The 24499-nt window shown below is 62.0% G+C and carries 16 protein-coding genes; 3 read left to right on the top strand and 13 right to left on the bottom strand.

Annotated features, from left to right (window positions below; genetic code table 11):
* Window positions 1-604: 604 nt before the first annotated feature.
* Together EN780_RS04085 and EN780_RS04080 are read right to left on the bottom strand one after the other, a co-directional pair.
* On the bottom strand, window positions 605-1285 hold the full coding sequence (locus EN780_RS04085) for a redoxin domain-containing protein (RefSeq protein ID WP_127285035.1): 681 nt from the start codon (window positions 1283-1285) through the stop codon (window positions 605-607).
* Between the two features lie 18 nt (window positions 1286-1303).
* On the bottom strand, window positions 1304-4603 hold the full coding sequence (locus EN780_RS04080; RefSeq protein ID WP_128272262.1) for an adenylate/guanylate cyclase domain-containing protein: 3300 nt from the start codon (window positions 4601-4603) through the stop codon (window positions 1304-1306).
* A gap of 239 nt (window positions 4604-4842) precedes the next feature.
* Between EN780_RS04080 and EN780_RS04075 the strand changes: the two genes are divergently transcribed.
* Window positions 4843-6615 carry an adenylate/guanylate cyclase domain-containing protein gene (locus EN780_RS04075; protein ID WP_128272260.1) on the top strand — a complete coding sequence of 591 codons (1773 nt, stop codon included), beginning with the start codon at window positions 4843-4845 and terminating at the stop codon, window positions 6613-6615.
* Between the two features lie 218 nt (window positions 6616-6833).
* Entirely contained in the window at window positions 6834-9695 is a 2862-nt protein-coding gene (locus EN780_RS04070) for a glycosyltransferase (protein WP_128272258.1), read from the top strand.
* Window positions 9696-9774: 79 nt separating this feature from the next.
* Here the strand turns inward: EN780_RS04070 and EN780_RS04065 are convergent, their stop codons facing one another.
* The 3 genes from EN780_RS04065 to EN780_RS04055 all read right to left on the bottom strand — a co-directional run bounded on the left by EN780_RS04065 (window position 9775) and on the right by EN780_RS04055 (window position 12756).
* Complete coding sequence (locus tag EN780_RS04065; protein ID WP_128272256.1) at window positions 9775-11160, bottom strand: hypothetical protein; 1386 nt, start codon at window positions 11158-11160, stop codon at window positions 9775-9777.
* A 69-nt stretch (window positions 11161-11229) separates the two neighbouring features.
* Window positions 11230-11754 carry a GNAT family N-acetyltransferase gene (locus tag EN780_RS04060; RefSeq protein ID WP_128272254.1) on the bottom strand — a complete coding sequence of 175 codons (525 nt, stop codon included), beginning with the start codon at window positions 11752-11754 and terminating at the stop codon, window positions 11230-11232.
* A gap of 177 nt (window positions 11755-11931) precedes the next feature.
* Window positions 11932-12756 (bottom strand): hypothetical protein, encoded by an 825-nt coding sequence (locus tag EN780_RS04055; RefSeq protein WP_128272251.1) that lies wholly within the window; start codon window positions 12754-12756, stop codon window positions 11932-11934.
* Between the two features lie 196 nt (window positions 12757-12952).
* Here EN780_RS04055 and EN780_RS04050 point away from each other — a divergent pair, with 196 nt between their 5' ends.
* Window positions 12953-14368: an adenylate/guanylate cyclase domain-containing protein gene (locus tag EN780_RS04050; RefSeq protein WP_128272249.1), complete on the top strand. Its 1416-nt coding sequence runs from the start codon at window positions 12953-12955 to the stop codon at window positions 14366-14368.
* Window positions 14369-14514: 146 nt separating this feature from the next.
* Here the strand turns inward: EN780_RS04050 and EN780_RS04045 are convergent, their stop codons facing one another.
* From EN780_RS04045 to EN780_RS04010, 8 genes are all read right to left on the bottom strand, one after another.
* Window positions 14515-14994 carry a class I SAM-dependent methyltransferase gene (locus EN780_RS04045; protein ID WP_128272247.1) on the bottom strand — a complete coding sequence of 160 codons (480 nt, stop codon included), beginning with the start codon at window positions 14992-14994 and terminating at the stop codon, window positions 14515-14517.
* Window positions 14995-15187: 193 nt separating this feature from the next.
* Entirely contained in the window at window positions 15188-16369 is a 1182-nt protein-coding gene (locus tag EN780_RS04040; protein ID WP_127285078.1) for an ABC transporter permease, read from the bottom strand.
* Entirely contained in the window at window positions 16366-17364 is a 999-nt protein-coding gene (locus EN780_RS04035; protein WP_127285079.1) for an ABC transporter permease, read from the bottom strand. The genes EN780_RS04040 and EN780_RS04035 overlap by 4 nt, the downstream gene beginning before the upstream one ends.
* A 2-nt stretch (window positions 17365-17366) precedes the next feature.
* The gene (locus EN780_RS04030; protein ID WP_128272245.1) at window positions 17367-19265 is read right to left on the bottom strand and encodes an ABC transporter substrate-binding protein; all 1899 of its coding nucleotides are present in this window, start codon (window positions 19263-19265) and stop codon (window positions 17367-17369) included.
* Complete coding sequence (locus tag EN780_RS04025; RefSeq protein ID WP_128272243.1) at window positions 19262-21157, bottom strand: ABC transporter ATP-binding protein; 1896 nt, start codon at window positions 21155-21157, stop codon at window positions 19262-19264. Before EN780_RS04025 ends, EN780_RS04030 begins: the two co-directional genes overlap by 4 nt.
* A gap of 145 nt (window positions 21158-21302) precedes the next feature.
* Complete coding sequence (locus EN780_RS04020; RefSeq protein ID WP_127284756.1) at window positions 21303-22643, bottom strand: adenylate/guanylate cyclase domain-containing protein; 1341 nt, start codon at window positions 22641-22643, stop codon at window positions 21303-21305.
* Between the two features lie 259 nt (window positions 22644-22902).
* Window positions 22903-24246 carry a nucleotide sugar dehydrogenase gene (locus EN780_RS04015; protein ID WP_128272241.1) on the bottom strand — a complete coding sequence of 448 codons (1344 nt, stop codon included), beginning with the start codon at window positions 24244-24246 and terminating at the stop codon, window positions 22903-22905.
* A 107-nt stretch (window positions 24247-24353) separates the two neighbouring features.
* The coding region (locus EN780_RS04010) for a DUF3095 family protein (protein WP_128272239.1) at window positions 24354-24499 on the bottom strand (146 nt) is incomplete at its 5' end.

Here is a 24499-nt window from a genome sequence, read left to right as displayed (position 1 = left end):
CAAGGCATGGATTGCCCGAGCCGAGGCAATTGTCGGGGAGGCGCGGCCTTCATTTCGCGAGCCCAGTCGAATGCGGCGACAGCTCGGCTTCCAAACAGGCATCATCCAAAGGGACGAGCTCCGGCTGGCTGCCGGCACGCCTTCGCCAGGCACGAATTCCTGTCCAGATCGGACCGTTCCGATGGGTAGTACGACGAGCATCCGCCTTTTTGCTAAATTAGCAATTGCAGGAAAATGAATAAGATGCGGGCTTAGCCGGCGCCCCCCAAAAGACGCTGGTTAGGCCCAGCGGCCACCCAACTCGTACCCGCGTCTGCTGGGCCGCCTTAAGCGCGTGCAGCCGTCGCCGTTCCGCGACAACGCTGCCAGCCAATTCGACAATCGGAATCAAGACGAACAGTGTTCGGGCCGTCCGCCACACGCCGACGAGTTGATCTCGATTCTCCAAAACTACAAAGATCTGGTATTGCGGGAGCCTTGGGTTGGCACGTGCACAAAATGCAAAATCTTAGGGCAAACCCACCGGACACCAGTCCGATGCACCGACGACATCGCTAGCCAAGGGTGACAGCGCGCATTGCCGATCCTTGTTCAGTTCGCAAGCCTATTGGGCGACTTGGGACACGGCCGACATCAGTTCCTGCGGGCTTGGTGCTCCAAACATGTGCCGCCCACCCTCTGGAACCTCGGTGAAGCTCCAGCGGACAATGCCCTGCCGGTCCAGCAGGAACTGACCTATCAGTTGTCCGTGTCCGGTCGCCATCATCTGCTCGTCGGCTTCGGTCACTTCGTACTGGTCCTTGTTGTTGAGGATTTCGCTGGCCGCAAAAGGATCCATTGGACCGGGCAACTCGCCCGGTACGTTGACCCGCATATCCTTTGCCGCTGCGATCGAGACCTTGTAGGGCCAATTCGTCTCGTCTTCGGTGAATTCGAGATTGGGCAGGCCAAAAGCGCGATGTGAAGCGCGTTCAGGGTCGGAGGCCGCAAGCAGGTTCGGCATCGGGTGGTAGCGGAAATAGAGACGCGCCCGCTCGATCGGCGTGTTGACCACCGTCAGGCTCCCTACGCCCTTTTCGCGCAGTTCCGGATCGAGCCGCGCCTGGGCGGCGATATGGCGCCGGCAAAACGCGCAATGCAGACCTCGAAACAGGCCGACCAGCACCGGTTTTTGGCCGCGAAAGTCGTCAAGCGCAATCTTGCCCTCGTGGGTGATGGCGTCGAGTATCACGTTCGGCGCACGGTCGCCCGGCTGAAGCGGTATCAAGTCAATGCGCGCTGACATTCCAACCTCCCACCCCGGCTAGTCGAGAAAAGGCAGCACCACAAGCCCTTCCGGGTCGAGCCCGTGCTGGGCGCATATACCCTGCGCCAGGGAAAAGTAGCGTTCGGCCTCGGCCAGATTGTCAAGGTCGAGATTAAGCGTTGCGAGACCATCATAGCACGGAAACAGCAGTTGCGGTTCGCCCGTTTCGCGGGCCACGTCCAGTGCTTCGTGGAACAAGCCAACCGCCAGTTCCGGACGGCCGTTGCACTGGTGGATCTGCCCTAGCACGATTAACGGCACCGACAGGTGCTCGCGCTGGTCGAGCGCCCGGTCGATCTCGATGGCCTTCTCGGCGGCAGGCACGCCCTCCGTTGGACAGCGATCCGTGAAAGTACAGCAGGCGACCGCCAGATTGGCGAGGAGGCGCGCCTGGAAGCCCAAATCACCAATATGGCGCGCCACTTCGAGACCACGCCGACAGACCTCCATCGCCTTTGTCGGATCGATGGTTGTGTAAAGCACGCCGAGATTGGTGTAGCCGCGGCAAGCCGTGCCCAGCAAGCCGGCGGCTTCGGCCAATTCAATGCTACGCTCTACCTGGCTAACGGCTTCGCGGTCTCGCCCAAGACGAGCCAACGCGACAGCCTTGGTATTGAGTGCCTCGGCGGTCACAAGGGTGGCATCGCGCCCTACCTCGGAGACATGCTCGGTTGTCAGAGTGCCAACGCAATCCAGCGCCGCGTCTGCCCATTTCGCCGCGAGAGCGTGATCTCCGCTACGGAACGCCTGTCGGCCACGTTCTTGCCAGAGATGCGCCTGCTCGACCGGGGCATCCGCGCCATCGAGGAGCGCTGCCGCTTCGGCATAGCGGGATACTGCGTTGTCCCGCTTGCCGACGTCCCAGAGCAGCCGACCGATCTTACGCAAAACCCGCGCCGAAGCGACACGATCGGCGGACGCGCGATATGCCTGCAGCACCGTCTCGTAGTGCTGGTGCGCGACGTCGCGGCGGCCTAACGGGCCGCTCAGATCGGCAATGCGCTCTGCGATTGCCAGTTTGAGCGGTGTTTGCCCTATTTCGCCCAATGCGGTCAGTGCTCGCTCGTAGAAACGAAGGGCGTCGTCGTTGGCGTATATCGTGCGAGCGCGATCGCCCGCCGCCTGCAGGTAATGCGCGCCCCTCTCCCGTTCGGCGCTCTGTGCGAAATGATGACCGAGCGCGGTCAGATCCTCGAGCCGTTCCGGCTTGTCGCCGCACAGTTGCTCCAAGGCTGTACCGACCCGTCCGTGGATATCGGTCCGGCGTTGCAGGAGCAGATTCTGGTAGATCACGTCCTGCAGCAATGTTTGCGTAAAGCGATAGCTTTGCGACGAGACCGAACCAGATCCGACAACTTCCTCGATGATTTCGGCATCGCAAAGCAGTTCGCAGCCCGCTTCCAGGCGGCCGGGGTCGGCTGTCACGGCTTTCAGAAGTGTGGCATCGAAGCGCGGGCCGATTACCGCGGCTTCCTGGGCCAACCGGCGCACCTCCGGGGGCAGCCGGTCGACGCGGGCAAGCAGCATTGCCTGGATGGTGGCGGGAATGCCGGTTGCGACTTCGCCTGCCACAGTCCGCCATCGCTGGCCCTCGCGCACCAGGACACCGCGATCGATAAGACCGCGAACGATCTCCTCTACAAACAGGGGGTTGCCGCCCGCACGCTCGAGGATCTGGTCGAGAAGTCCGCCTGCCGAACTCACCCAGCTCTCGCCGAAAAGCGCCGCCAGCAATCCGCGTCCGTCATCGCTGTTGAGCGGCGAAAGCCGGAGCGCTGTGTGACTGACCCGACTTGAGTCGAGCTGGTCGTTGTCCGGCGCCGGACGATGCGTGACCAGCAACATCAACCGCGTGCGTTCCAACTTATCCATCACGAAACGCAGTGCCTCGAGCGAAGCGGCGTCGGCCCAGTGCAGGTCTTCGACGACAATCAGCAGCGGCGACAAGGCAAGCCGCCGTTCGATGATTGTGCGGACTGCGTAGAGAATTTGCCGCCGCAGCTGCTCGGGCTCGACATGCTGCAGGGTGGCATCGGGGTCGCCAAGCCCAAGCACATGGTAGAGCAAAGGCATCAGCCGCTTCGCCTCCTCGCCCTGCAGGCCGAGATCGGTAAGCAAGGCTGCGAGCTTCTCCCGCATTTCGTCGCCATTGTCGTTTTGCATCATCCCGGCAGCGCTGCGCACAACTGCGCCCAAGGCGCCGAATGATTGTTCGCCCAGCGGTGAGCACGTGGCCTGCCGCACGGCGACGTTGCGAAAACGATCCTCGTCGCCGACGCGGGCGACGAACTCCTTCACCAGCCGCGATTTCCCGATACCGGCTTCTCCGACGAGGCGGACAAGCTGGGCCGAGCCGCCGCACGCCTGGTCAAGGCTCGCCAGCATTCTATTGAGCTCCGCACCGCGACCTATTAGAGGCGCGCCGAGGCCGAGCGCTTCGAGCCCACGCGCGGCACGCGGCGCCGCAAGCGGTGCATCCAGTCGATGGACGAGCACACTGCCAGCCTTGCCGCGAAGCACGACGTCGCCCAGCGACTCGTAAGAGAAGGCATGCCGGGTCAGCCTGTGAGTGAGCTCGCCTACCAGCACCTCGCCCGGTGCCGCCAGCGATTGCAGCCGTTGCGCCGTATTCACTGTGTCGCCGGTCACCGAATAGGATTTGGCGGCGCCGATGCCCAATCCTCCGGTAACGACCGGACCAGTGTTTATGCCGATGTGGAGCAGCAGAGGCGAGCCGGAACGGGGGGCGCTTTCGCCGAGCCGCGCCGTCCTGGCGATCATGTCGAGAGCGGCGCGAAGCGCGCGTTCCGGATCGTCCTCATGCGCGACCGGCGCGCCGAACAAAGCCAGTAGTGCATCGCCGATGAATTTGTCGACGAAACCACCAAAGTTTCGCACGGCCGCCGTCAATTCCTTGAACAGTTCGTTCTGCAGCGTCTGCATGACCTCGGGGTCGAGCTGCTCGCTGAGTGTCGTGAAGCCGCAAAGGTCGGCAAACAGGACCGTTACTGTCCGGCGATCGGCGTCAGAGACGGGATGCGGCTGTTCTCCGCTCTCGACGTTCGCAAGCTGCGACGCAGGTCGAGAAGGCGGCTCAGGGGTCCGGCTTGGTGTCGGAGCAGGCCGTTCGACCGGCTTTGCCGGCGCGCCGAGGCTTGTCCCGCATTTCGGACAGAACTCGAAATCAGGTGCGCAGAGGTAGCCGCAACTGCCGCATGGCACGGGCTGGCGCCTGCCACACTTCGGACAGAAAGCGAAACCGCTCTCAACCTCGAAACCGCAGCCTGAGCAGTCCATGGAGCAAGACCTCACTTGCGGCCGTGGCGGCGTGATCTCGCCAAGCGCTTCACGGCCACGGTATTCACAAGCATGAACCGATAGAAGCCGACCAGCAAGCGGCAGCGCAAATGGGCATCGAACGACCCGTGCGTCCGGCGGCAGAGCGCTGCCGACTCCGGCGGCTGCGTCGCCGTCTTTTGCGAAAGTTCCCTCTTGCCCTGCGTCTTCCTGCTATCGTGGAGATGAGGAGACGGACCATGAGCGAGAATCGTAAGCTAGCGGCAATCCTGGCGGCAGATGTGGTCGGATATAGCCGGCTCGCGAGCGCCGACGAAGATCTTACCTTGGCGAGATTGCGGACACTGCGCAGCGACCTGATCGATCCCACCATCGCGGTGCACAACGGACGGGTGATCAAGCGCACCGGGGATGGGGCGCTGGTTGAGTTCCGCAGCGTGGTGGATGCCGTGCGCTGCGCCGTCGAAGTTCAGAATGGCATGGTTGAGCGCAATGCCGGCGTGCCGCAGGACCGCCGCATCGAGTTCAGGATCGGCATCCATCTGGGGGATGTGGTGGAAGAAAGCGACGGCGACCTGATGGGCGACGGCGTCAACATCGCCTCGCGTTTGGAAGGCGTCGCGTTGCCCGGCGCCATCTGCCTGTCCGAGGATGCCTATCGCCAGGTCAAGGCGAGGCTCGACCTCTCAGTCAGCGATCTCGGGAGCACGCAGCTCAAGAACATCGCCGAGCCGATCCGGGTCTATTCGCTGCAAGTCGGCAGCGCCGCGACCAAGCCGGCCGCGGCCCCGGAAACCGCGACGGGCCGGCCGGCGACGGCAGCGCCGCCGAAGCTGTCCATCGCCGTCCTGCCCTTCGCCAACATGAGCGGGGACACCGAACAGGACTACTTCGCCGACGGCATATCCGAGGACATCATCACGGCGCTGTCCAAACTGTCGCAGCTCTTCGTCATCGCCCGCAATTCGTCGTTCACCTTCAAGGGCCAGAACGTCCATGTGCAGGACGTGGGTGCGAAGCTCGGCGTGCGGCATGTGCTTGAGGGCAGCGTACGCAAGTCGGGGAACAGGGTGCGCATCACCGCGCAGCTCATCGATGCAACCACGGGCGGCCATCTTTGGGCGGAGCGGTTCGATCGCGACCTGACCGACATATTCGCCGTGCAGGACGACGTGACGCAGCAGATCGTCGGAGCGCTGGCGCTCAATCTGACCGAGGGTGACCGTCAGCGGCTGGCGCCCGAGCACTCGCGCAACACTGAGGCGTATGACTATTTCATGCGGGGCCGGGAACTCTGGCACCAGCTGACGAAGGAGACGAACCTAGCAGCCCGCAACCTCTTGCAACGTGCCATCGAACTGGACCCGGCGTTTGCCTCTGCCCACGCTTTCCTCGCGCTCACGCACGGGCTCGATTACCTGAACAGATGGAGCGCGTCGCCGCCGGAATCGATGGCGCAAGCGGAAGAGGCAGCAATGCGAGCGGTAACGCTGGATGACAGCGATCCCTGGGCGCACTGGGCGCTGGCTATAACCAAGCTGTACACACGACGGCACGATGGCGCCATCAACGAGGCCGAGCGCGCCTTAGCCCTCAATCCGAACTTCGCCGAAGGGCACGTCATCCTCGGGGAGGCGCTGCACTATTCGGGCAGATCCGAGGAGGCCCTCGAGAGTTTCGCCCGAGGGAAGACCTTGAATCCATACTTTCCGGACGTGCTTCTGCACTTCCAGGCCTTGGCGCAGTTTCAACTTGGAAGGTACGAAGAGGCCATTGACCTTTTGATGCAACGGCTGGCTCGCAATGCCGTCACCGACGTCTCGCGCGCGCTTCTAGCCGCCTGCTACGGCCAACTGGGCCGTTTCGCCGAGGCCCGCGCGGCATGGCAGGAGGTGCTTCGCGTCAATCCAGATTATTCGCTGGAATACCGTCGCAAAGTCATGCCCTACAAGAACCCGGCCGATTTCGAGCGCATGGTGGACGGGCTCCGCAAAGCCGGCATTGTGCAATGACAGGTGAGTGAGGTCAGGCCTTGAACTGCAGCCGATCCTTTTTGCCTGCCTCCGGTCCGCCCCGATCTTGACAGGGCAGTGCTGCCATCCGATGCCATCATCCGTTTTTCACATTCGCCGACTCTTGCCGAAGAAACCAAAGCTCGATGATCCAGGAAATCGCCGGCTATGTTTCGGGACCCTCGTTCTCCCTTCGAGCCAGGCGCGGGTAAGACGGCGTGGCACATAATCCCCTGGTTTCAATCGTCGTGCCCGCGCACAACGCGGAGGCTACGCTGGCGCGCGCGCTCGATTGCCTACTCGATCAGGAAATAGCGGATTGGGAAGCGATCATCGTCGATGACGCCTCCACCGATCGCACCCCCGCTATCATCGCCGCTCATATGGAGCGCGATGCCCGATTTCGAACGTTGAACTCTTCCGCCATTAGCCCCGCCGGCGCGCGCAACAGCGGGATTTCGACAGCGCGCGGCCAGTGGCTGATGTTTCTGGATGCCGACGATTGGGTGGATGCCAGCTTCCTCGCCAAAATGCTGGCCGCACTAGAAACCGCTCCCGATGCGGTGGCCGCCTATTGCGGTTCCCGGCGCGTGATGCCCGACGGCGCGCTCACCCCGTCGACCATCTCGCCGGAGGTTGCGATCCAGCCCTTCGAAACATTCGCCCGCCAGTGCGCCGTCCGCACGCACGCGCTGCTGGTCGACCGGGAGACGATTGTCGGGCTGGGCGGTTTCGATGTCTCGGTGCGCACTTGCGAGGACTGGGATCTGTGGCAGCGTCTGGCACGCCTGGGCAAGAATTGGGTGATGGTCGACGAGCCGCTCGCCTTCCATCGGATCAGCCCCAGCGCGCTCTATCGCAATTCAGCGCAGATGGTGGCAGATGCGGAAATCGTGATCGCCCGCGGCTTTTCTCCCGATCCCAGGGTCAAACACCCGGCATCGGCTCACGCCAATGGAGCGATCGAGGCCAATGGCGGCACCGCTGCCGAAGCCCTCGCGTGGTTCGCGTTGTGGAACGCCGCGTCGGATTGCGGCCGCGGCTCGCGCCCGATCAACCTACAGTCCCTGCGCGCGCTCCCAGTGGCGCGCAAGTGGGTGCGCAAGGCCGTTAGGGTGGTCTTCGATGGCCTGATGGTTGGATGCCTGTCGACGCCAGCGCAATTGGCTGCCAGGTGGGACAGGTTCGGCGGCGCCGTCACCGAGTTGATCGTCGAACTCGGCAAGGTCTGGGGCGATCCCGCAGCGGCTCGCCGCGCCCAGTATCAGCTTGAGCAAATGCTTCTCGACGTCGACGACCTTGCCGCGCCGCGCCGACTGGCGCAGACACTTGGAATTCGCGTCAACGCGCGAAATCCGACCTCTATCGAACTTCCGGAAGGAATCGATCAGATCTACGCCTGTCTGATGATGGACGGCCAGATCGAGGCGCGCGTGCAGTTCGGCGCACTCGGGACCGTGACAAGACGTCATTGGATTGAATTGGCGCCGAATTTCGTGCCCCCTGAGCTGCCAGTAAGCCGGACTGGTCGGGACAGCCACTTCGGCAAACTCGCGCAATTGGCCGCGCAGGCGCGGGAGCTGACTGCCTCGAGCGCCGACGCTACGGAGGCTCTTCCAGCGTCGCGCCGCGCACGGGCAGCCGATGGTCGCGACAAGGATCGCACGTCGTTCTGGAATCGCCATTTCGCGACCGAGGATCCCTGGAACTACAGTTCGTCCTATGAGCAGGAGAAATATGAGCGGCAGCTCGAAATTCTGCCTGCCGGTCGCATCGGACGGGCGCTTGAGCTGGCCTGCGCGGAGGGTCACTTCACGCGGCAGCTGGCGCCGCGAGTGGGCCATCTGACCGCAACTGATATCTCCGCCGTAGCCATCGAGCGGGCACGCGCGCGCGGCGGCGATCAGCCGAATGTCGAGTACGGCGTGTTGGATTTCATGGCGGATACGCTGCCGGATGAAATGGATCTGATCTTCTGTTCGGAAGTGCTCTACTACCTGGATGATCTCGCCGAGTTGCAACGCTTCGCCAACAAAGTCGTTGAGGCGTTGGCGCCTGGCGGCAGGCTCATCACCGCACACGCATTCGTGCTGCGTGACAATCCTGAGAGGACGGGCTTCGACTGGAACACATTCGGTGCACAAGCGATCTCGGAGACGCTGGCAGGGACCGAAGGCCTCGTGCTCGAGCAATCGATCCAGACGGAACTCTATCGCATAGACCGCTTCCGCCGCCTGTCGCCGGGCGATGTGGCGGCAGAACCAAAGTTTGATCACGTGCCGATCCGCGCGCGCATCGAAATGGGGGTTGCGCGAAAAATCGTCTGGGGCGGAGCGCGGACCTTGCGCCGCGACGTCGCACGCAGCGAGCGGCGGCAGCGTATGCCGGTCCTTATGTATCATTCCGTTGCCGAAGACGGTCCGGCCGCGCTCGCCCGTTTTCGGTGCACGCCCGCCCTATTCGGCAGCCAGATGGCATGGCTGCGCGCCAACGGTTTTCACGCGATTGCGTCCGAGCAGCTGCAATGGTCCATCGCCAACCGTCAGCCTTTCGTTGGCCGCCCGGTGCTCATCACCTTCGATGACGGCTTTCAGAACTTTGCCGACCATGCCTGGCCGATCCTGCGCGCGAGCGACCTGACCGCGGAAGTGTTCCTGGTGACGGACCTGGTGGGCAAGAGTGCAGAGTGGGACGCCCACAACGGTCCGCCGGCGCAGCTTATGGACGCCGGGACGGTGCGACGCCTCGCCGGCGAAGGTGCGTTCTTCGGCAGCCATATGGCGACGCATCGTGCAATTGATGGCCTGTCGACCGCTGACCTGGCCGCCGAGCTCTTGCGCTCGCGTATGTTCATCGAACGGTGGACCGGTCGGCCAACCACGGCGTTCGCGGCACCCTTCTCAGTCACCGACCGGCGGCTTGGCCGGCTGGCCAGGGAGTGCGGCTATCGGACTGGCTTCGGCGGCAGACATGGGCCGGCGGGCCTCGATGGCGATCCCATCGACCTTCCGCGCATCGAGATTCGCGGCGATCGTTCGCTCGATGACTTTGTTGCCATTCTTGAGGCGGTGCTCGAATGAAGTGGCCGGAAGTTCACCGATGGTCGCCATCGCTTGCGGTTACGCACTGGAAAATCAGCCTGAAATAAAGCCTGAGGGCTCAGGTCGCCTTGATCGCTGCCTTGCCGATCTTGCGCCATCGGGCGTTTTCGCGAACCAGTTTCAGGTCGTCGGTCGTCTCGGCAAATGTCCGCAATCGATACTGCCGAAGCAGGTCCGGGAAAAGCGCCCCTTCCGGCAAGCCTGCGAGCTGCTCACGGACCGAGGTCTTTTCGTCGATGACCCGCATCCCCCAGGCATTTTCCCGAACCTGCAGCTCCGCTGCCAGATCGCGCTCTTCCGGCACGTTTTCATCTAGCACAGCCAACAGGATCGAGTGGAAAAGCGCTACATAGCCAATCTGTCTCAGGCCGCCCACTACCCGCACCCGCGGCAATATTGCAAGGACGAGGAACATCAGGAACAGGTTCGGCAGCAGCACGCCGTCCAGCAGCGCCTGCCTCAGCTGCAGCCGCTCGAACGGGATGGAAAGACCTTGCGGCCTGTCAGGCTCGATCAGGTGCCCGTCCTTCAGCTCGAGCTTGCGTACGCGCTGCTCGCGGATACCCCAGAAATAGTCCGTGGCATTGGGCAGGAATCTGCCGAATGGTCCCGATGCGGCCTCTTGCAGGGCATGGTCGAGACGCTGGCGTCTTGCGGGCTCGATGAGCAGCCTGGAAAGAAGGCTGCCGTCATGTTCCAGATGCCGCGCCATGGCAGAAGCGGCGAGCCGGTCATCGATGAAAACCGGCCGGGCCATGCCGGAACGATCCCAGTCTGCGACCAGATCCTCGTTGAGCGCTGTCAGCGCATCGGCGGCGGTTCCGAACACCTTGTCCTGGCTGGCAAGCAGCGCACCAAGCCAGCGGCTGGCATCGGTTTCATCGCCCACTGCTTCGAGCGCGCGCTTGTTGAGGGAAACGGGACCCGCCGCGCAGGCGCTTTTGCGGCACAGTTTGTGGCGGCCCATGCCAAACAGGTTGACCTTGTCGTCGCCGACATCGAGCCATCCAGGCCCCTCCCGGCCAATTGTCTCCATGGTCATCGTCGTTCCCATGAAAGCAACGAAGGCCGACAGCCCGTTTTCGATCGCGCCGAACCAGGCAAGCAGGAGGGCGTCAAAGGTGATCCGGTCCATCAGAAGCAGGCAATGCAGGCCGGACTGGATCACCGGTCTGTGCTCGAACTCTTCGAGAGCCTTGCCGATCTCCTCAGGCTGCATGACGACACTGAGGCGCTGCTGCAGGACTTCGCGCAGGATCGAGCGGGCAGTGATCGCCGGGCCCGATGCAGGCCTTGCCACCGGCCGCCACAGATAGCGGGCGTAATCTGAAACCGGTGCATTCCAGTTCTGCTCGATGTCACGCACGACTTCCGGGCAGAGCAGCGACAGCACCACCAGAATTTCCGCCGGAGGCGCAGGGGTTGGATCAAAGACGGCGGTCATTGGCCCCGTCTAGCCGCTTGCGGTGAAAACGCCAAGGGAGACCAGACAGCCAAGACCATGCAGCCGATCTTAGAATCGCAGCCGGGCCATGCTCAGGAGGTCATGGTACTGCCCGTCGGTGAAACCGGCCTTCACATGCCGACCTTCGACCTCGAAGCCGTGGCCAGAGTAGAGACGGATGGCCGGCTCGTTGTCGGCATAGACGGTCAATTCGACCCGTTTCAGGGCCCGCCAGTTGTCGGCCACGTCGAGTAGCGCGCCAAGTATGGCAGAGCCGATGCCCTTGCCGACAAGGGCATCGTCGACGCCGATGTTGATCTCGCCGATATGCGAACGGCGCGGCGAACCCTGCACCACCAAATTGCCATGGCCGACGACCTTGCCGTCCAACTCCGCAACGATCCAGGTGGTTTCCTGACCGGACTTGGCGATGCGCCGCTCCACCTGCTCCACCCGCTCGAAGGGCATCCTGAACGTGCCCCAGCGAAAGCCCGGCATGTTGAAGATCGCGCAAAGGGCCTCCGCATCGCTTGGCCGGACGGGTCGGAGCTGCGGCTGGATTTTCTCGGAGGATGGCGAAGTCGTTTTGCTCATGGCGTTCCTGGCTAGAGCAATTCCAGGAAAAGTGTAAAGCGGTTTTCCGCCTGGAATTGCGTCAGAACAAAGAGATAGAGCAGCTCGCCGTTTCTTTTGAAACGGTGAAATGCTCCAAGGCAATCGGCACGGCACGATGCACCGGACGCCACCTGAAAATCCAGCCGTCTTCACAACCTATGATGCCGACTGCGAGCCAAAATAACGCGAGGCGGCGTAGAGTTTGAAGGCGCCGCTGATGCCGATCCAGGCGAAAACAGCGAGCCAGCACAATGTTCCGGTCGCCGTCCAGTTGATCCGGTGCACCGCAGCGTCGGTGATGACGAGGCCAAGGATGGCAAGCAGGCCAACGAGAAACTGCGCCAGGCCTAGCACCAGCAGTTCCTCGCGCGGCGCGCTCCTCCAGACGAGACATGTGCCGCCCGCGCCGGCGAGGAAGATGGCGCTGTAGACTTGAGCATGGAAGGCATCGACCGGCCATGGCCAGATGCTGCTGAATGTCAGGGGAAACAGCAACAGGCCGAGGCCATAGAGCCCAAGGATCGCCGATTCCACAGGCAGGTAGCGGCGCCATGCGGGATTCAAGGTCACCCCTTTTGCAGGGGGACGGGTCCTGGCCCGCCACAGGAACAGCCCTGATACCGCGGCCGAGGCAAGATAGACCAAGAACCAGAGCCAGGGCGCTTTGCGCTCGAAGTTGAAATAGCCGAGATTGATGAACGAAGCCGCCGACACGATGACGGTGAAGATGAAGGCCATGACCAATACGAGCCTGCCAGGCGACCATCGATTCCACAACAGCAGCGCCGCCATCACGACCATTTCGGCGGTGTAGAAGCCGCCGAGGAAGCGGGCATTGAACGGCGTGACGGCCCAGGGCCAGCGCGGCTTGACCAGCACAGGCGCGAAAAACAGGCCGGCGCCGACGATCAGGACGATAATGACCATCGCGGAGAAGAGGCGCAGGGCCGCAGGAAACGGCGGGTTGTCGGATGTCGGCATGGGAGAGCCCCCAAAGATGAATGCCCATGGACCATCATAGTGCCGCATGCGGCCGGTGAAAATCGGCCGAATGGAGATTGGACTGTCGCTTGTCTATTCGAATGGCCGTACTGTACGTTTCGACGTAAAAGGGAGCAGTCGGACCAAAGACGGTCCGGCCAACACGCCTCGGGTTGCATTTTCCGGAGCCTGCACGATGAACGAAGCTCAGGATCTGTTCTCGCTTCTGCGGCAATCTACCGATGTCGACCCACTGGCAATCGACGCGATCAAGCGAACCATCGCGGAGGGCAAGGACCGCGAACTTTGCCGCATCAACGCGCCAGCCTTCGCCAGCAAGCATGGCCTGGACGAGGAGCGCACCATCAGCGCCTTTCTGCATGCGGCGCGGGTGGGAATCTTCGATGTTTCCTGGAATGTCCTATGCCCCGGCTGCGGCGGCGTGCTCGACACCAACGCCACGCTGAAAACCCTGCAGAAGGATGAATACACCTGCGCGCTGTGCTCTCAGGGCTATTCGCCGACCCTCGACGAGATGGTCGAGGTGACATTTACCGTCAGTCCCCGCATACGCAGGATTGCCGCCCATAATCCACACGACCTGCCGATGGTGGAATATTTCCGCCAGATCTACTGGGCGTCCGGCGTCGATGTACCGGATGAGGATTTCGCGAAAAAGCTGGAATCGTTCTCGCTGGAGGATATCGAGCTTGCGCCCGGTGAGAAGGCGGTTCTGCCCATACAGCTTCCCTCCGAATTCATCATCGTCTTCGAGCCGGTCACCCATTCAGCGCAATTCATCGACGTGAAGGGCGAACCAACAAAGGAGCGCCGAAGCCTCTCTCTGGTCTTCGACCGCGACCATGTCCAGAACCAGACACTGGAGATGCAGCCTGGCCCGTTGCGCATTTCGCTGGAAAACCGGACCGACACCCGCGTGCTGCCGGCGGTCTTCATCGCCGGCGAGGCATTGCATGATTTCCTGGGCAAGCGTCGGCCATTCCTCACCGCCAAGCGCCTGCTCACCAACCAGACGTTCCGCGATCTCTACCGCGCGGATACGCTCGACATCGACCAGCGCCTGAAGATCACCAGCCTGACCTTCCTGTTCACCGACCTGCGCGGATCGACCGCGCTTTACGAGCGGGTGGGCGACCTTGCGGCCTTCGATCTCGTGCGCGCGCATTTCCAGGTTCTGCACGAGATCGTCGCGGCGGAGGCCGGCGCGGTGGTGAAGACGATCGGTGATGCGGTGATGGCGACCTTCGCGACGCCTGACCGTGCGATTGCCGCGGCTCTCAGGATGCGCGATGCCATGCGTGCGCTCAACGACACGAGCGGGCGCGAGGATCTGCTGCTCAAGATCGGCGTCCATGCCGGCCCCTGCATCGCCGTGTCTTTGAACGAGCGACAGGACTATTTCGGCCAGACGGTCAACATTGCTTCACGGGTGCAGAACCTTGCAAACACACAGGCGATCTTCGCCACTCGCGCGGTGGTCGACGACAATCTCACCGCCGATCTGTTGCACAGGAACGCCCTCACACCCGTACCCCACGAGGTCTCGCTGCGCGGCATTGAGCGAGAGATAGCAGTATACACGATCCCTTGAAGACGAGAGCAATTCCAGGAAGGCGTGAGCGGTTAGGCTCGGCGACTTCGCCGTAGCCTTCCGTCCGGAATTTGCGTCAAAACAAAGAGATAGAGCGGTTCGCCGTTCCTTTGAAACGGTGAAACGCTCTTAGATCGTCCCGGCCCTCACACGCGCCTACAGATATAATAGCGATCGGCGGGCACCGAAGGTGGCGGCGCGAGGCGCTGCAATTGCGGGTGATCGAGCGGCGTGCCGCTGACCGCGATGCCGCCGACGCGGAGCAGGCGCGCGATCAGATCGGGAAGCCAGGTAGCGGTCACTGCATCGCGATCTTCATAGCCGGTGCCGATGTCGGCATGAACGAGAGCGGCGCCGATGCCGATGAACCTGCTCGCCGTCTCGCGTATTTCGCCGAGCACGAGGTTTTCAGCTTCGGGAATTGAGCTGGCGTGCGCGGCCAGTGCGCGATCGAACGCCACGATCCGGCGTCCGGGCAGGCGCTCGCGCAGATGGTGGAACGTCCGGCCATTGCCGAGGCCGAGCTCGAGCACGGGGCCCTCGATCTTCGCCACTTCCGCGCAGACTTGATCGAGAATGTCGCGCTGTGCGGTCAGCCTGCGGATGAAGCTCTCGAGGCGAGACATATGCGTTTTTGTGTCCTGAACCAGCTCAAGAGATCGGCAATTGCCAGCGAACAGATCGGTTCGCGGGTGGAACCCCCGATCGAGCCTCGCCGCATATAGAGGCCAACGATCAGCACCGCAACAACCGAACAGGCTGCCAACAAGGATCTTACCGGGCGGAGCCGGCGGCCCGGCGCGCCGCGGAACAGCAATGTCACTTGTAGGGGTCTGCGGCGTCGCGCAAGCCGTCGCCGAGGAAGTTGAAGGCCAGGATGACGAGAATGACGGGGAGCATCGGCAAAAGCAGCCATGGATAGAACGCGATCACGCTGACGCTGCGCGCCTCGGTGAGCAGGATGCCCCAACTGGTTATCGGCGCCCTGAGGCCGAGCCCGAGGAAGCTAAGCGCCGTCTCGCCCAGGATCATACCGGGTATGGAGATCGTCGCCGTCGCGATCAGGTGCGACATGAAGCCGGGAATGAGGTGCCGCCGGATGATGCGGCTGCTGCTGGCGCCCATCAATTGCGCGGCCAGAACATAATCCTCCTCGCGCAAGGCCAGAAGCTTCGAGCGCACCGCCCGCGCCAGCCCGGTCCAGTCGAGCAGCCCGAGGATGACCGTGATGCCGAAATAGATCAGGATCGGACTCCAGGTTATCGGCATGATCGCCGCCAGAGCCAGCCATAGCGGGATGCTGGGGATCGATTGCAGAACTTCGATTATCCGTTGAACGATCAGGTCGAAAATGCCGCCGTGATAGCCGGCCAGTCCTCCGATGACTATGCCGAGCAGGAAGCTGAAACTGATGCCGACGAGGCCGATCGTCATTGAAATGCGTGCGCCATAGATGATGCGCGAGAACACATCGCGCCCCAGCCTGTCAGTGCCGGCCAGGAAGAGCTGGCCGTTTTCGGCAGGGCAGACAAAATGCCTGTCACCTTCGAACAGGCCCCAGAACCGGTAACTGTCGCCCTTGCAGAAGAAGCGGATACGCTGAACATCGTCCTGCTTATCGACGTAGTTCCGCTTGAGCGTGTCCATATCCAGCGTCATCCGGCGGCCATAGACGAACGGCCCGACGAACTGGCCGTCGTGGAACAGGTGAACCCGCTGCGGCGGCGAATAGATGTAGTCCATGTTGCGCGTATGGAGATTGTAGGGCGCCAGGAACTCGCAGATCAGTATCCCGAAATAGAGCACCGCCAGGAACAGGCCGGATACAAGGGCAAGCCGGTGCCGTCGGAATTTCCACCACATCAGCCGCAACTGCGACGCCTGAAAGACCTTCGACTGCTCCGGCGTCATCGCCTCGACCGACTGCAGGTCGAAGGGCGCGATGGAAACGTAGTGTTGCAGTGGGGCACCCGGAGCGGGCAGCGGCGTTTGCGTGTTCATTTGGTGCTGCCGCCCTGCAAACGAATTCGTGGATCAAGCAGCGCAAGCGCCAGGTCGGAAATCAGGACGCCGATGACCGTGAGGAAGGCGAGGAACATCAGGAACGACCCTGCCAGATACATGTCCTGGCTTTGCAGCGCCTTGATCAGCATCGGCCCGGTCGTTTCCAGAGACAGCACGATCGCGGTGATTTCGGCGCCGGAGATGATGGCCGGCAGGATAGAGCCGATGTCTGAAATGAAGAAATTGAGCGCCATGCGCAGCGGATATTTGATCAGCGCCTTGAAGGGATGAAGGCCTTTGGCGCGCGCGGTCACGACATATTGCTTGTGAAGCTCATCGAGCAGATTGGCGCGCAGGCGCCGGATCATGCTTGCCGTGCCCCCGGTGCCGATGATCAAGACCGGGATCCAGAGATGGGCGAGGATCGACTTCGCCTTGGCCCAACTCATCGGCTCGCTGAGATATTGCTGGTCCATGAGATGGCCGATGGACGTGCCGAACCAGATGTTGGCGAAATACATCAGGATCAGTGCCAGCATGAAATTCGGGATGGCAAGGCCGAGAAGGCCGAAGAAAGTCAGGCCGTAATCGCCCCAGCTATATTGATGCGTGGCGGAGTAAATGCCGATCGGAAAGGCGATGAGCCAGGTGAAGATGATCGTGACGAAGGACACCAACACGGTCAGCCACATTCGGTCCCCGACGACGTCGCGAACCGGCAGCTCATATTCGAAGGAATAGCCGAAATCGCCGTGCAGCATCCCGCCGACCCAGTAGAAGTAGCGAATGACCGGCGGCTTGTCGAAACCATAGTCCTTCCGCATCATCTCGATGCGATCGGAATCCACCGCTTCGCCCTGAGCCCGAAGCTCGGCGACATAGCTGTCGAAATAGTCGCCTGGGGGAAGTTCGATGATCGTGAACACCAACGCCGATATGATCAGCAGCGTTGGAACCATCACGGCAATGCGCCAGACAATGTATCGAAGCACGCTCAGGACTCTCCAAGCCAGAATGTATCCGGCATGTAGACACCGAAGTAGGAGGTCGGGTCGTAGCCGTAGAGCGCCTTGTCAGGCAGATTGCGCAGCCGCGAGGACGCCAGAATTGGCTGATGCGTTCCGTTCACCGTGCCGATCGAAAACACCTGATCGGTGTAGATCGACAGCATCGAATTCCAGATTTCGGCTCGCTCCGTGGCTTCGGTCGATGCGTTCCAGCGCTTGAGCAAAGCCATCAGCTCGACCACAGGCGGAAGGTCGGGCGCCTCACCCAGCGTGCCATGAGACAAGTAGTGGGCACCCCAGAGCGGCCATTGCAGCTGGTCGTCGATGGTGGGGGCCAGCTGGTAGGGGTTCATGTCGGCGGTCGGCACGCCATTGTCGATGCCCGACCAGATCGACATCATGATCTGGCCGCCAAGCGCGCGGCTGCGGAAGATGTCGCGCTGTGAGGTCCGGATGAAGAGGGCGATGCCGATCTGGCGCCAGTGATCGGTGATGAGTTCGAGCGCGTCGGTTTCCAGCGTGCTTTCGCCGGCCGTTTCCACGATGATCTGCGCCGGGCGTCCATCGGGAAGTATCCGCAGGCCGTCATCGTCACGCGTCTGAAGCCCGGCCTCGTCGAGCAGGGCATTGGCCCGGTCGGGATCATGGGCGATCCAGGCTTTCGCGAATTCCGGCCGGTAGAGCGGGCTCTCCGGCAGGATCGTATCGGCACTCTCCTGCGCCAATCCGTAGAACACGGCCATATTGATCTCGCGCCTGTCGACAGCGAGCGAAAGCGCGCGGCGCACGCGCACGTCACGAAGAAGGCCGCGCCACACCTGGTCGGCACAGTTCAGATTGGGCAGCAACGCCAGCCGCGAGCCCTGTGTGCGTTTCCACAGACGCATCTTCACCGGGTAGCGCTTCTCCGCGTCCTTCAGGAACGCGTAGTCGGCGAAGTCAATTCCCATGCATTGCAGGTCGCTCTCGCCCGCGCCGGTCTTGGCGGAAATGATCGCCGACGAGCTGACATTCATGACAATCCGGTCGACATAGGGCAGTTGCCGGCCATTCTCGTCTATTCGATGAAAGAACGGGTTCCGTTCGAAGACGAACTGCTCGGCCGGCGGCTTGGTTCGGTTCTGCCAGGGATCGAGGGTCGGCAGATCCGGGTTCTCCGGGCGATACTGCCGCGACATGCGGATATGCAGGAGCGTCCATTTCTGGGCCCGGTTCTCCTTCATCAGGCCGGCGAGCCGGAATGGATCCTGGTATTTCTTGTGGAACTGCTTGAGATAGGCAGCCGGCAGAACAAGCGACAGCGGCGAAGCGGCAGCGAGCTTGGGCAGGAAGTCAGGATTCGGCGCATCCCAACTGTAGCGGACCGTCAACGGGTCGACGATCTCGAAGCGTGGCGGCTTGCCGTCCGCCAGCAGCACCGGGGCGAGCCCGCCTTGCGAAAGCTCATCGTTGAGCCAGACATCTTCCCAGCAATAGCGAAAATCCTCCGGCGTCAGCAGGCTGCCGTCAGACCATTTGTGTCCTTCCCGTATCTTGAAAGTGAAGACGCGATCATCCGCCACGTCGAAACTTTCGAGAATATCGGCTTGCAAGTTAAGCTTCTCGTCATAGCCGACCAGGCGAGCGTATCCGTAGATGGTCATCATCCGGATATCTTTCTGGCTGCCGATGATCGTACGCAGCGTGCCGCCATACTGGCCGGGCTGCCGGCCCATCGCAGCGAGATTCAACGCGCGCGGGCGCTTGGGCAGGCGTTCGGCGAGTGCCGGCAGCGACCTGGCCTTCAGCCGTGGCTGAAGAAAATCCGGCTCCAGATCGCCGGCGCGCACCGTGCCCGGCAGAATTGCCGAAGCCATGAGCCCAAGGACTGTGCGCCGGCTGATCAATGGCGTAGCTCGCTGACATCGGCCGAACGTCGGGCCAGCACGAGGTGGCCGCCGCCAAGATCGAGCGGCGACAGCACATTCTCGTCGCCCTCGTCGCGGAATTGCGGTCCCCATGCGCTGGTGTCGGAAGCGCCGCTGAGCTTCAGGGTCCTGAAATCCATCGGCCTGTCGAGATCGGGAAAAGGCACCGCAGCGACCAGTGAGCGCGTGTAAGGGTGGATCGGCTTCCTGAGCAGGATTTCGCGCGGCGCAAGCTCGACAATACGCCCGCCGCACATCACCGCGATGCGGTCTGCCATGTAGTCCACCACCGCGAGGTTGTGGGATATGAACAGGTAGGTCAGGCCCAGTTCCTTCTGCAGGTCCTTCAGAAGGTTCAGGATCTGCGCCTGGACAGAGACGTCGAGCGCCGAAACCGGCTCGTCGCAGATCAGGAGTTCAGGCCCCAGCGCCAAGGCCCGCGCGATGCCGATACGCTGACGCTGCCCGCCGGAGAAACTGTGCGGATAACGCTTGATGAAGCGCGGATCGAGCCCGATCGCCTGCATCAGGCTCTTGACCGTTGCGAGCCGGGACGCGGCATTGCCACGTTGATGGATCTCCAGCGGCTCGCTCAAGATGTTCTCCACCGTCATGCGCGGTGAAAGCGACGAAACCGGATCCTGGAAAACCATCTGGATTTTCGCGCGCAGCAGGCGCAGGGCGTCTCCCTCGCCTCCCAAGACGTCGATTGGGCCATCGCGGCCATTGAAGATCACAGAGCCGCCGCTGGGGGTGACGGCCCGCATGAGGATCTTGCTGACAGTGGTTTTGCCGGAGCCGCTTTCGCCGACCAGACCCAGGCACTCACCCCGCCTGATATCGAAGCTCACGCCGTCTACGGCGCGAATGGAGGTTTGATGATCCCCGCCGAACCATCCGGATTTGCGGATGGTGAAGGTCTTTGTCAGATCCCTGACCGACAGCAGGATGTCGTCCGGCCCCGTGGACGCCGGCGCCGTCTGCTTGCCGAGCAGGTTCCCGACATTCACCGGCACCTCGCGCAGCGCCTTCAGCCTTTCGCCGGGCTTCAGGTCGAAATGCGGTACGGCAGCCATCAGGCCCTTCAGGTAGGGATGGCCCGGCCGGCGGAATATCGCCTCGACAGGTCCCGCTTCCATGATCTCGCCATGGTACATAACCACCACCTCGTCGGCGACATTGGCGACCACGCCAAGGTCGTGCGTGATCAGCAGCATCGCCATGTTCAGCTTGCTCTGAAGCTCGCGCAGCAATTGCAGGATTTGCGCCTGGATGGTGACGTCCAACGCCGTCGTCGGCTCGTCGGCGATCAACAGAGCGGGCCGGCAGACAAGCGCCATGGCGATCATGGCGCGCTGACGCAGTCCTCCCGATAGTTCGAACGGATACATGTCATAGGCGCGCTTGGGATTGGGAAAGCCGACAAGGCTGAGCATTTCCTCGGTCCGCGCCTTGCGCTCCGCCCGAGCCATGGGCGTATGAATCTGCAGGGATTCGCTGACCTGGTTGCCGATCGTGTGCAACGGCGACAGCGATGTCATCGGCTCCTGAAATATCTTGCCGATGCGGCTGCCTCTCAACGCCCGGATTTCAGGTCCGTCGCGCGACATCTGCAGGATATCCTGCGTCGTGCCGGGCTTTTCAGGATCGGAAAACAGGATACGGCCGCGAACATGGGCTGTGTTCGGCAAAATGCCCATCACCGCCTGGCTGAGAACCGATTTTCCGGAACCCGACTCGCCCACAAGCGCGGTAACCTTACCCGGCAGGACGCGAAGGTTTGCGCGCCTGACGGCATGCAACGGCCCGCCGATAATGGCAAAAGAGATGCCAACATCCTCGATCCGCAGCAGGTCAACACCTGAATTCATTCTTAAACCAGCCCCACTCTGGCAACTTCCAGAAAGCGAGACTAGCGTATTGCCAGCCTAGAGCAACTTGGATTCGAAGCGGTCGCCAGCGGCGGCGCCGGCGACCGGACCGCCTGGCAAGGGCGTTCGGGTTGGTTCGTGGCGCTTACTGGAGCTTGCTCGGGTCGCCCGCCGACAGCCGGGCGGCATCGCGATGCAGCAGCATGACCTGCTCGGCCTCCGATTTTCGATCGTGAATCGTCTCCATCGCACCGTCTTCATCGAGCGTGAGCGCACCCGACAGATCGGGTGAAAGCACCGTCAGCTTCTGCTTGATGCCGGTCAGCTCCTCATGGCCCAGCGTCAGCCAGCTGTTTGCGCCGCAATAGCTGGCGAAGTCCTTGCTGGCGAGAACGCTGTGCGGATATTTCTTGGTCAGGATCTGGAGGCGCTGGACCTCGTTTACAGCCGAGCCGAAGACAGAGAATGTGAGCCGGTCGGTAAGCCCGACATTGCCGAACATCACATTGCCGACATGCAGGCCGATGCCAAATTTTATGTCGGACAACCCCTGCTGCTTTCGGCGCAGATTGAGATCCATGACCCGCGCGCTAGCCTGGTGCGCTGCCGCAAGAGCAGCCTGGCAGGCGATCTCGGACTGCGAGCGGTGCCTTTCGCAGGGGTACACGGCAATAAACCCGTCCCCGATAAAACTCATGATCTGCCCGCCTTTGCGATTGAAAGGTGCGGCAACGGCGTCAAAAAACTGGTTCAGCGTATCGATATAGATTTCGCGGCCCGAGGTTGCGGCAAGCCTTGTCGACCCGCGCATGTCGCCCATGACCAGTGCGGCCCGGATCGTATCGCCCTCGCCGCGCCTGATCTGACCGTCAAGCACGCGCCTGCCAGCGTCGCCGCCGAGATAGGTGGTCATCATGTTGTCGGCGAGCTTGGTGAGCACCGCCATCTTGGTTGCGATCGCGAGATGGCTCTGGATGCGAAGTAACGCTGAAATCATGCTGTCGCTGAAGCCTGCAGTGCCGTCGGTGGACCACGACCCGATCATGCCCTGACTGGTGTCGTCGCTGAAGGGATGGACGAAAGCCATGTAGTCGGTGACGCCCATAAGCGCGAGTTCACCGAAAATCGGAAACTCCGGCGGCAATGACGGGTCGATCCGGCGACGCAGATGGTCGAGCTTGTTGCTGAGCAGATGGTAGTACGGGCTGGTCAGGAATCTGTCGGACGGCTCGCCGGGCTCAACGCGGAAGCCTTCCACTTCCATGCCCTGGCCGCGAACCCAGGTGAAGCCAAGCGCATCATAAAGCGGATGCAGCATCGAAAAGCTCAGATGCACCCGCTTCAGCGGCAGGCCGGCAGCAGCCAGCCGCTCGCAAAAGCCTTTTACCAATGTTTCCAGGTCGCTGCCCGCCAGCGCCGATTGGTTCAGCCAATCGGCAACCTTATCCATGAGAATGGTGGAAATTTCTGCCTGCGCTGTGCTCATGCTATCTCGCAACCCGTCGAAGACGGAGCCCTTGTCGTTTGATCCGCCATAAAACAGTCCGCCAACGACCCCAAGGATAATCCCCCGAAGTCAACGAGACCTGCTTCGGCGGCAAAAGCGGCGAAGAATTTCCCTGATGACTGTCCTTGCGGCAGCAGACGTAACTGCATCTATGTTCTGGGCGTTATGTGGCGAAGCTGCCTTCGGAGTGCAACCACGATCCTGACATCGGGCAGAAAATTCGCCGGCTTGGACGCTGTCAGGCCTTCATCACTTTCTCGCGGGCCAGCCCGAGGCGGCCAAAAACATTGCGTGTGTCGACGATCAGAAGGGCGTGATCAGCGATCGTCCGATAGTCGATCGCGTCGTGGTCGGTTGCAACGACGACAGCATCGAAATCCTTCAAGGCCGCCTCGGTCAATTCGACCGAGCGGCGCCCCTTGATCGCCATATGCTCCCGCGTGGCCGGAATCTCGGTGACATGCGGGTCGTGGAATTCCGCCTTGCCGCCCCGTTCCTCAATAAGCTCAATGAGCCGCAGCGAGGGGCTTTCGCGGATGTCGGGCACATTCTTCTTGTAGGCCAGCCCGATGATGAGAATGCGCGAGCGGCTGAGCGCCTTGCCGCAGCGCCGGTCCAGCGCCTTCGCCAGTTCATCGACCACGCGGTGCGGCATGGCCGTGTTGATCTCTGCCGCCAGCTCGATGAAGCGGGTCGGCAGTTCGTATTCGCGCGCCTTCCACGTCAGGTAGAAGGGATCGATCGGAACGCAGTGCCCGCCAAGTCCGGGGCCAGGATAGAAGGGCATGTATCCGAAGGGCTTGCTCTTTGCCGCCTCGATCACCTCCCAGATATCGATGCCCATCGCGTCGAACACGACCTTCAACTCGTTGACGAGCGCTATGTTGACCGATCGGAAGATGTTTTCCGTCAGCTTGACCGCCTCGGCCGTCGCGGTGGTGGAGACCGGAACGACGGTCTTGACCACGCCCTGGTAGAAAGCCTGCACGAGCCTCGCCGCTTCCATGCCATCGCCTGCCACGACCTTGGGGATCGTCGCGACTTCAAAGCTGCGGTTGCCGGGATCCTCGCGCTCGGGCGAGAAGCCGAGGAAGAAGTCTATCTTCGACTGCAAGCCGGTTTCTTCCAGTATCGGCTTGATCACGTCGTCAGTGGTGCCGGGATAGGTGGTCGATTCCAGCACGATCAGGTGGCCGACACGCAGATGCTTCGCAATGGTGCTTGCGGTGTTCCTGACAAAGGAGAGATCCGGCTCACGGTGTTTCGTCAACGGTGTCGGAACGCAGATGATGATGACATCGCAGACGGCCAGTTCGGCAAAATCCGCAGTGGCGCGGAACCGTCCGCCCGCCACCTGGTCGGCAAGGGCAGTCGACGTCACTGCCTCGATGTAGGATTGGCCGTTGTTCAGGCTCTCGACCTTCTGGGCTTCGATATCGAAGCCGAAAACCGGAAAGCCGGCGCGTGCGATCGCAACCGCCAGCGGCAACCCGACATAGCCCAGTCCGATCACGCCGACTTGCGCGGCGCGGGTCGAAATCCGGTCTAGAAGACGGTCATATATCGATCGCGAGGCGTCCAAAAATCTGTTTCCCGTCAATTCGGACAGGCGGTCCGTTCCCGTGGCGAGGCTCACTAGGAACCACGGCCGAGGCATATTGCCCAGGATCGATTTCCGCAACCCCGTCATCAAACCGGCACCTTCGCCTTTAGGCTGGCGGCAGCCTTCGCATAGCCGCCGGCCGCGCCATCGATGAAATGAAGGTGATCGCGCTGCAGCGGCGAGGCGACGAGGCATGTCATCAAGGCCGACTTCTGGCGGTGCAGGCCATAGT

It is taken from the genome of Mesorhizobium sp. M4B.F.Ca.ET.089.01.1.1 (assembly GCF_004022605.1).
Taxonomy (GTDB): Bacteria; Pseudomonadota; Alphaproteobacteria; order Rhizobiales; family Rhizobiaceae; genus Mesorhizobium; species Mesorhizobium abyssinicae.
The sequence above is the reverse complement of the archived record's forward strand: the minus strand, read 5'-3'. Positions and strand labels throughout refer to the sequence as shown.

Bases quoted from the DNA above. Each gene is read 5' to 3' on its own strand.
- EN780_RS04020 (WP_127284756.1), bottom strand. From the start codon at position 22,643: ATGAGCACAGCGCAGGCAGAAATTTCCACCATTCTCATGGATAAGGTT.
- EN780_RS04055 (WP_128272251.1), bottom strand. From the start codon at position 12,756: ATGCCGACATCCGACAACCCGCCGTTTCCTGCGGCCCTGCGCCTCTTC.
- EN780_RS04080 (WP_128272262.1), bottom strand. From the start codon at position 4,603: ATGGACTGCTCAGGCTGCGGTTTCGAGGTTGAGAGCGGTTTCGCTTTC.
- EN780_RS04040 (WP_127285078.1), bottom strand. From the start codon at position 16,369: ATGAACACGCAAACGCCGCTGCCCGCTCCGGGTGCCCCACTGCAACAC.
- EN780_RS04075 (WP_128272260.1), top strand. From the start codon at position 4,843: ATGAGCGAGAATCGTAAGCTAGCGGCAATCCTGGCGGCAGATGTGGTC.
- EN780_RS04025 (WP_128272243.1), bottom strand. From the start codon at position 21,157: ATGAATTCAGGTGTTGACCTGCTGCGGATCGAGGATGTTGGCATCTCT.
- EN780_RS04045 (WP_128272247.1), bottom strand. From the start codon at position 14,994: ATGTCTCGCCTCGAGAGCTTCATCCGCAGGCTGACCGCACAGCGCGAC.
- EN780_RS04065 (WP_128272256.1), bottom strand. From the start codon at position 11,160: ATGACCGCCGTCTTTGATCCAACCCCTGCGCCTCCGGCGGAAATTCTG.
- EN780_RS04085 (WP_127285035.1), bottom strand. From the start codon at position 1,285: ATGTCAGCGCGCATTGACTTGATACCGCTTCAGCCGGGCGACCGTGCG.
- EN780_RS04050 (WP_128272249.1), top strand. From the start codon at position 12,953: ATGAACGAAGCTCAGGATCTGTTCTCGCTTCTGCGGCAATCTACCGAT.
- EN780_RS04060 (WP_128272254.1), bottom strand. From the start codon at position 11,754: ATGAGCAAAACGACTTCGCCATCCTCCGAGAAAATCCAGCCGCAGCTC.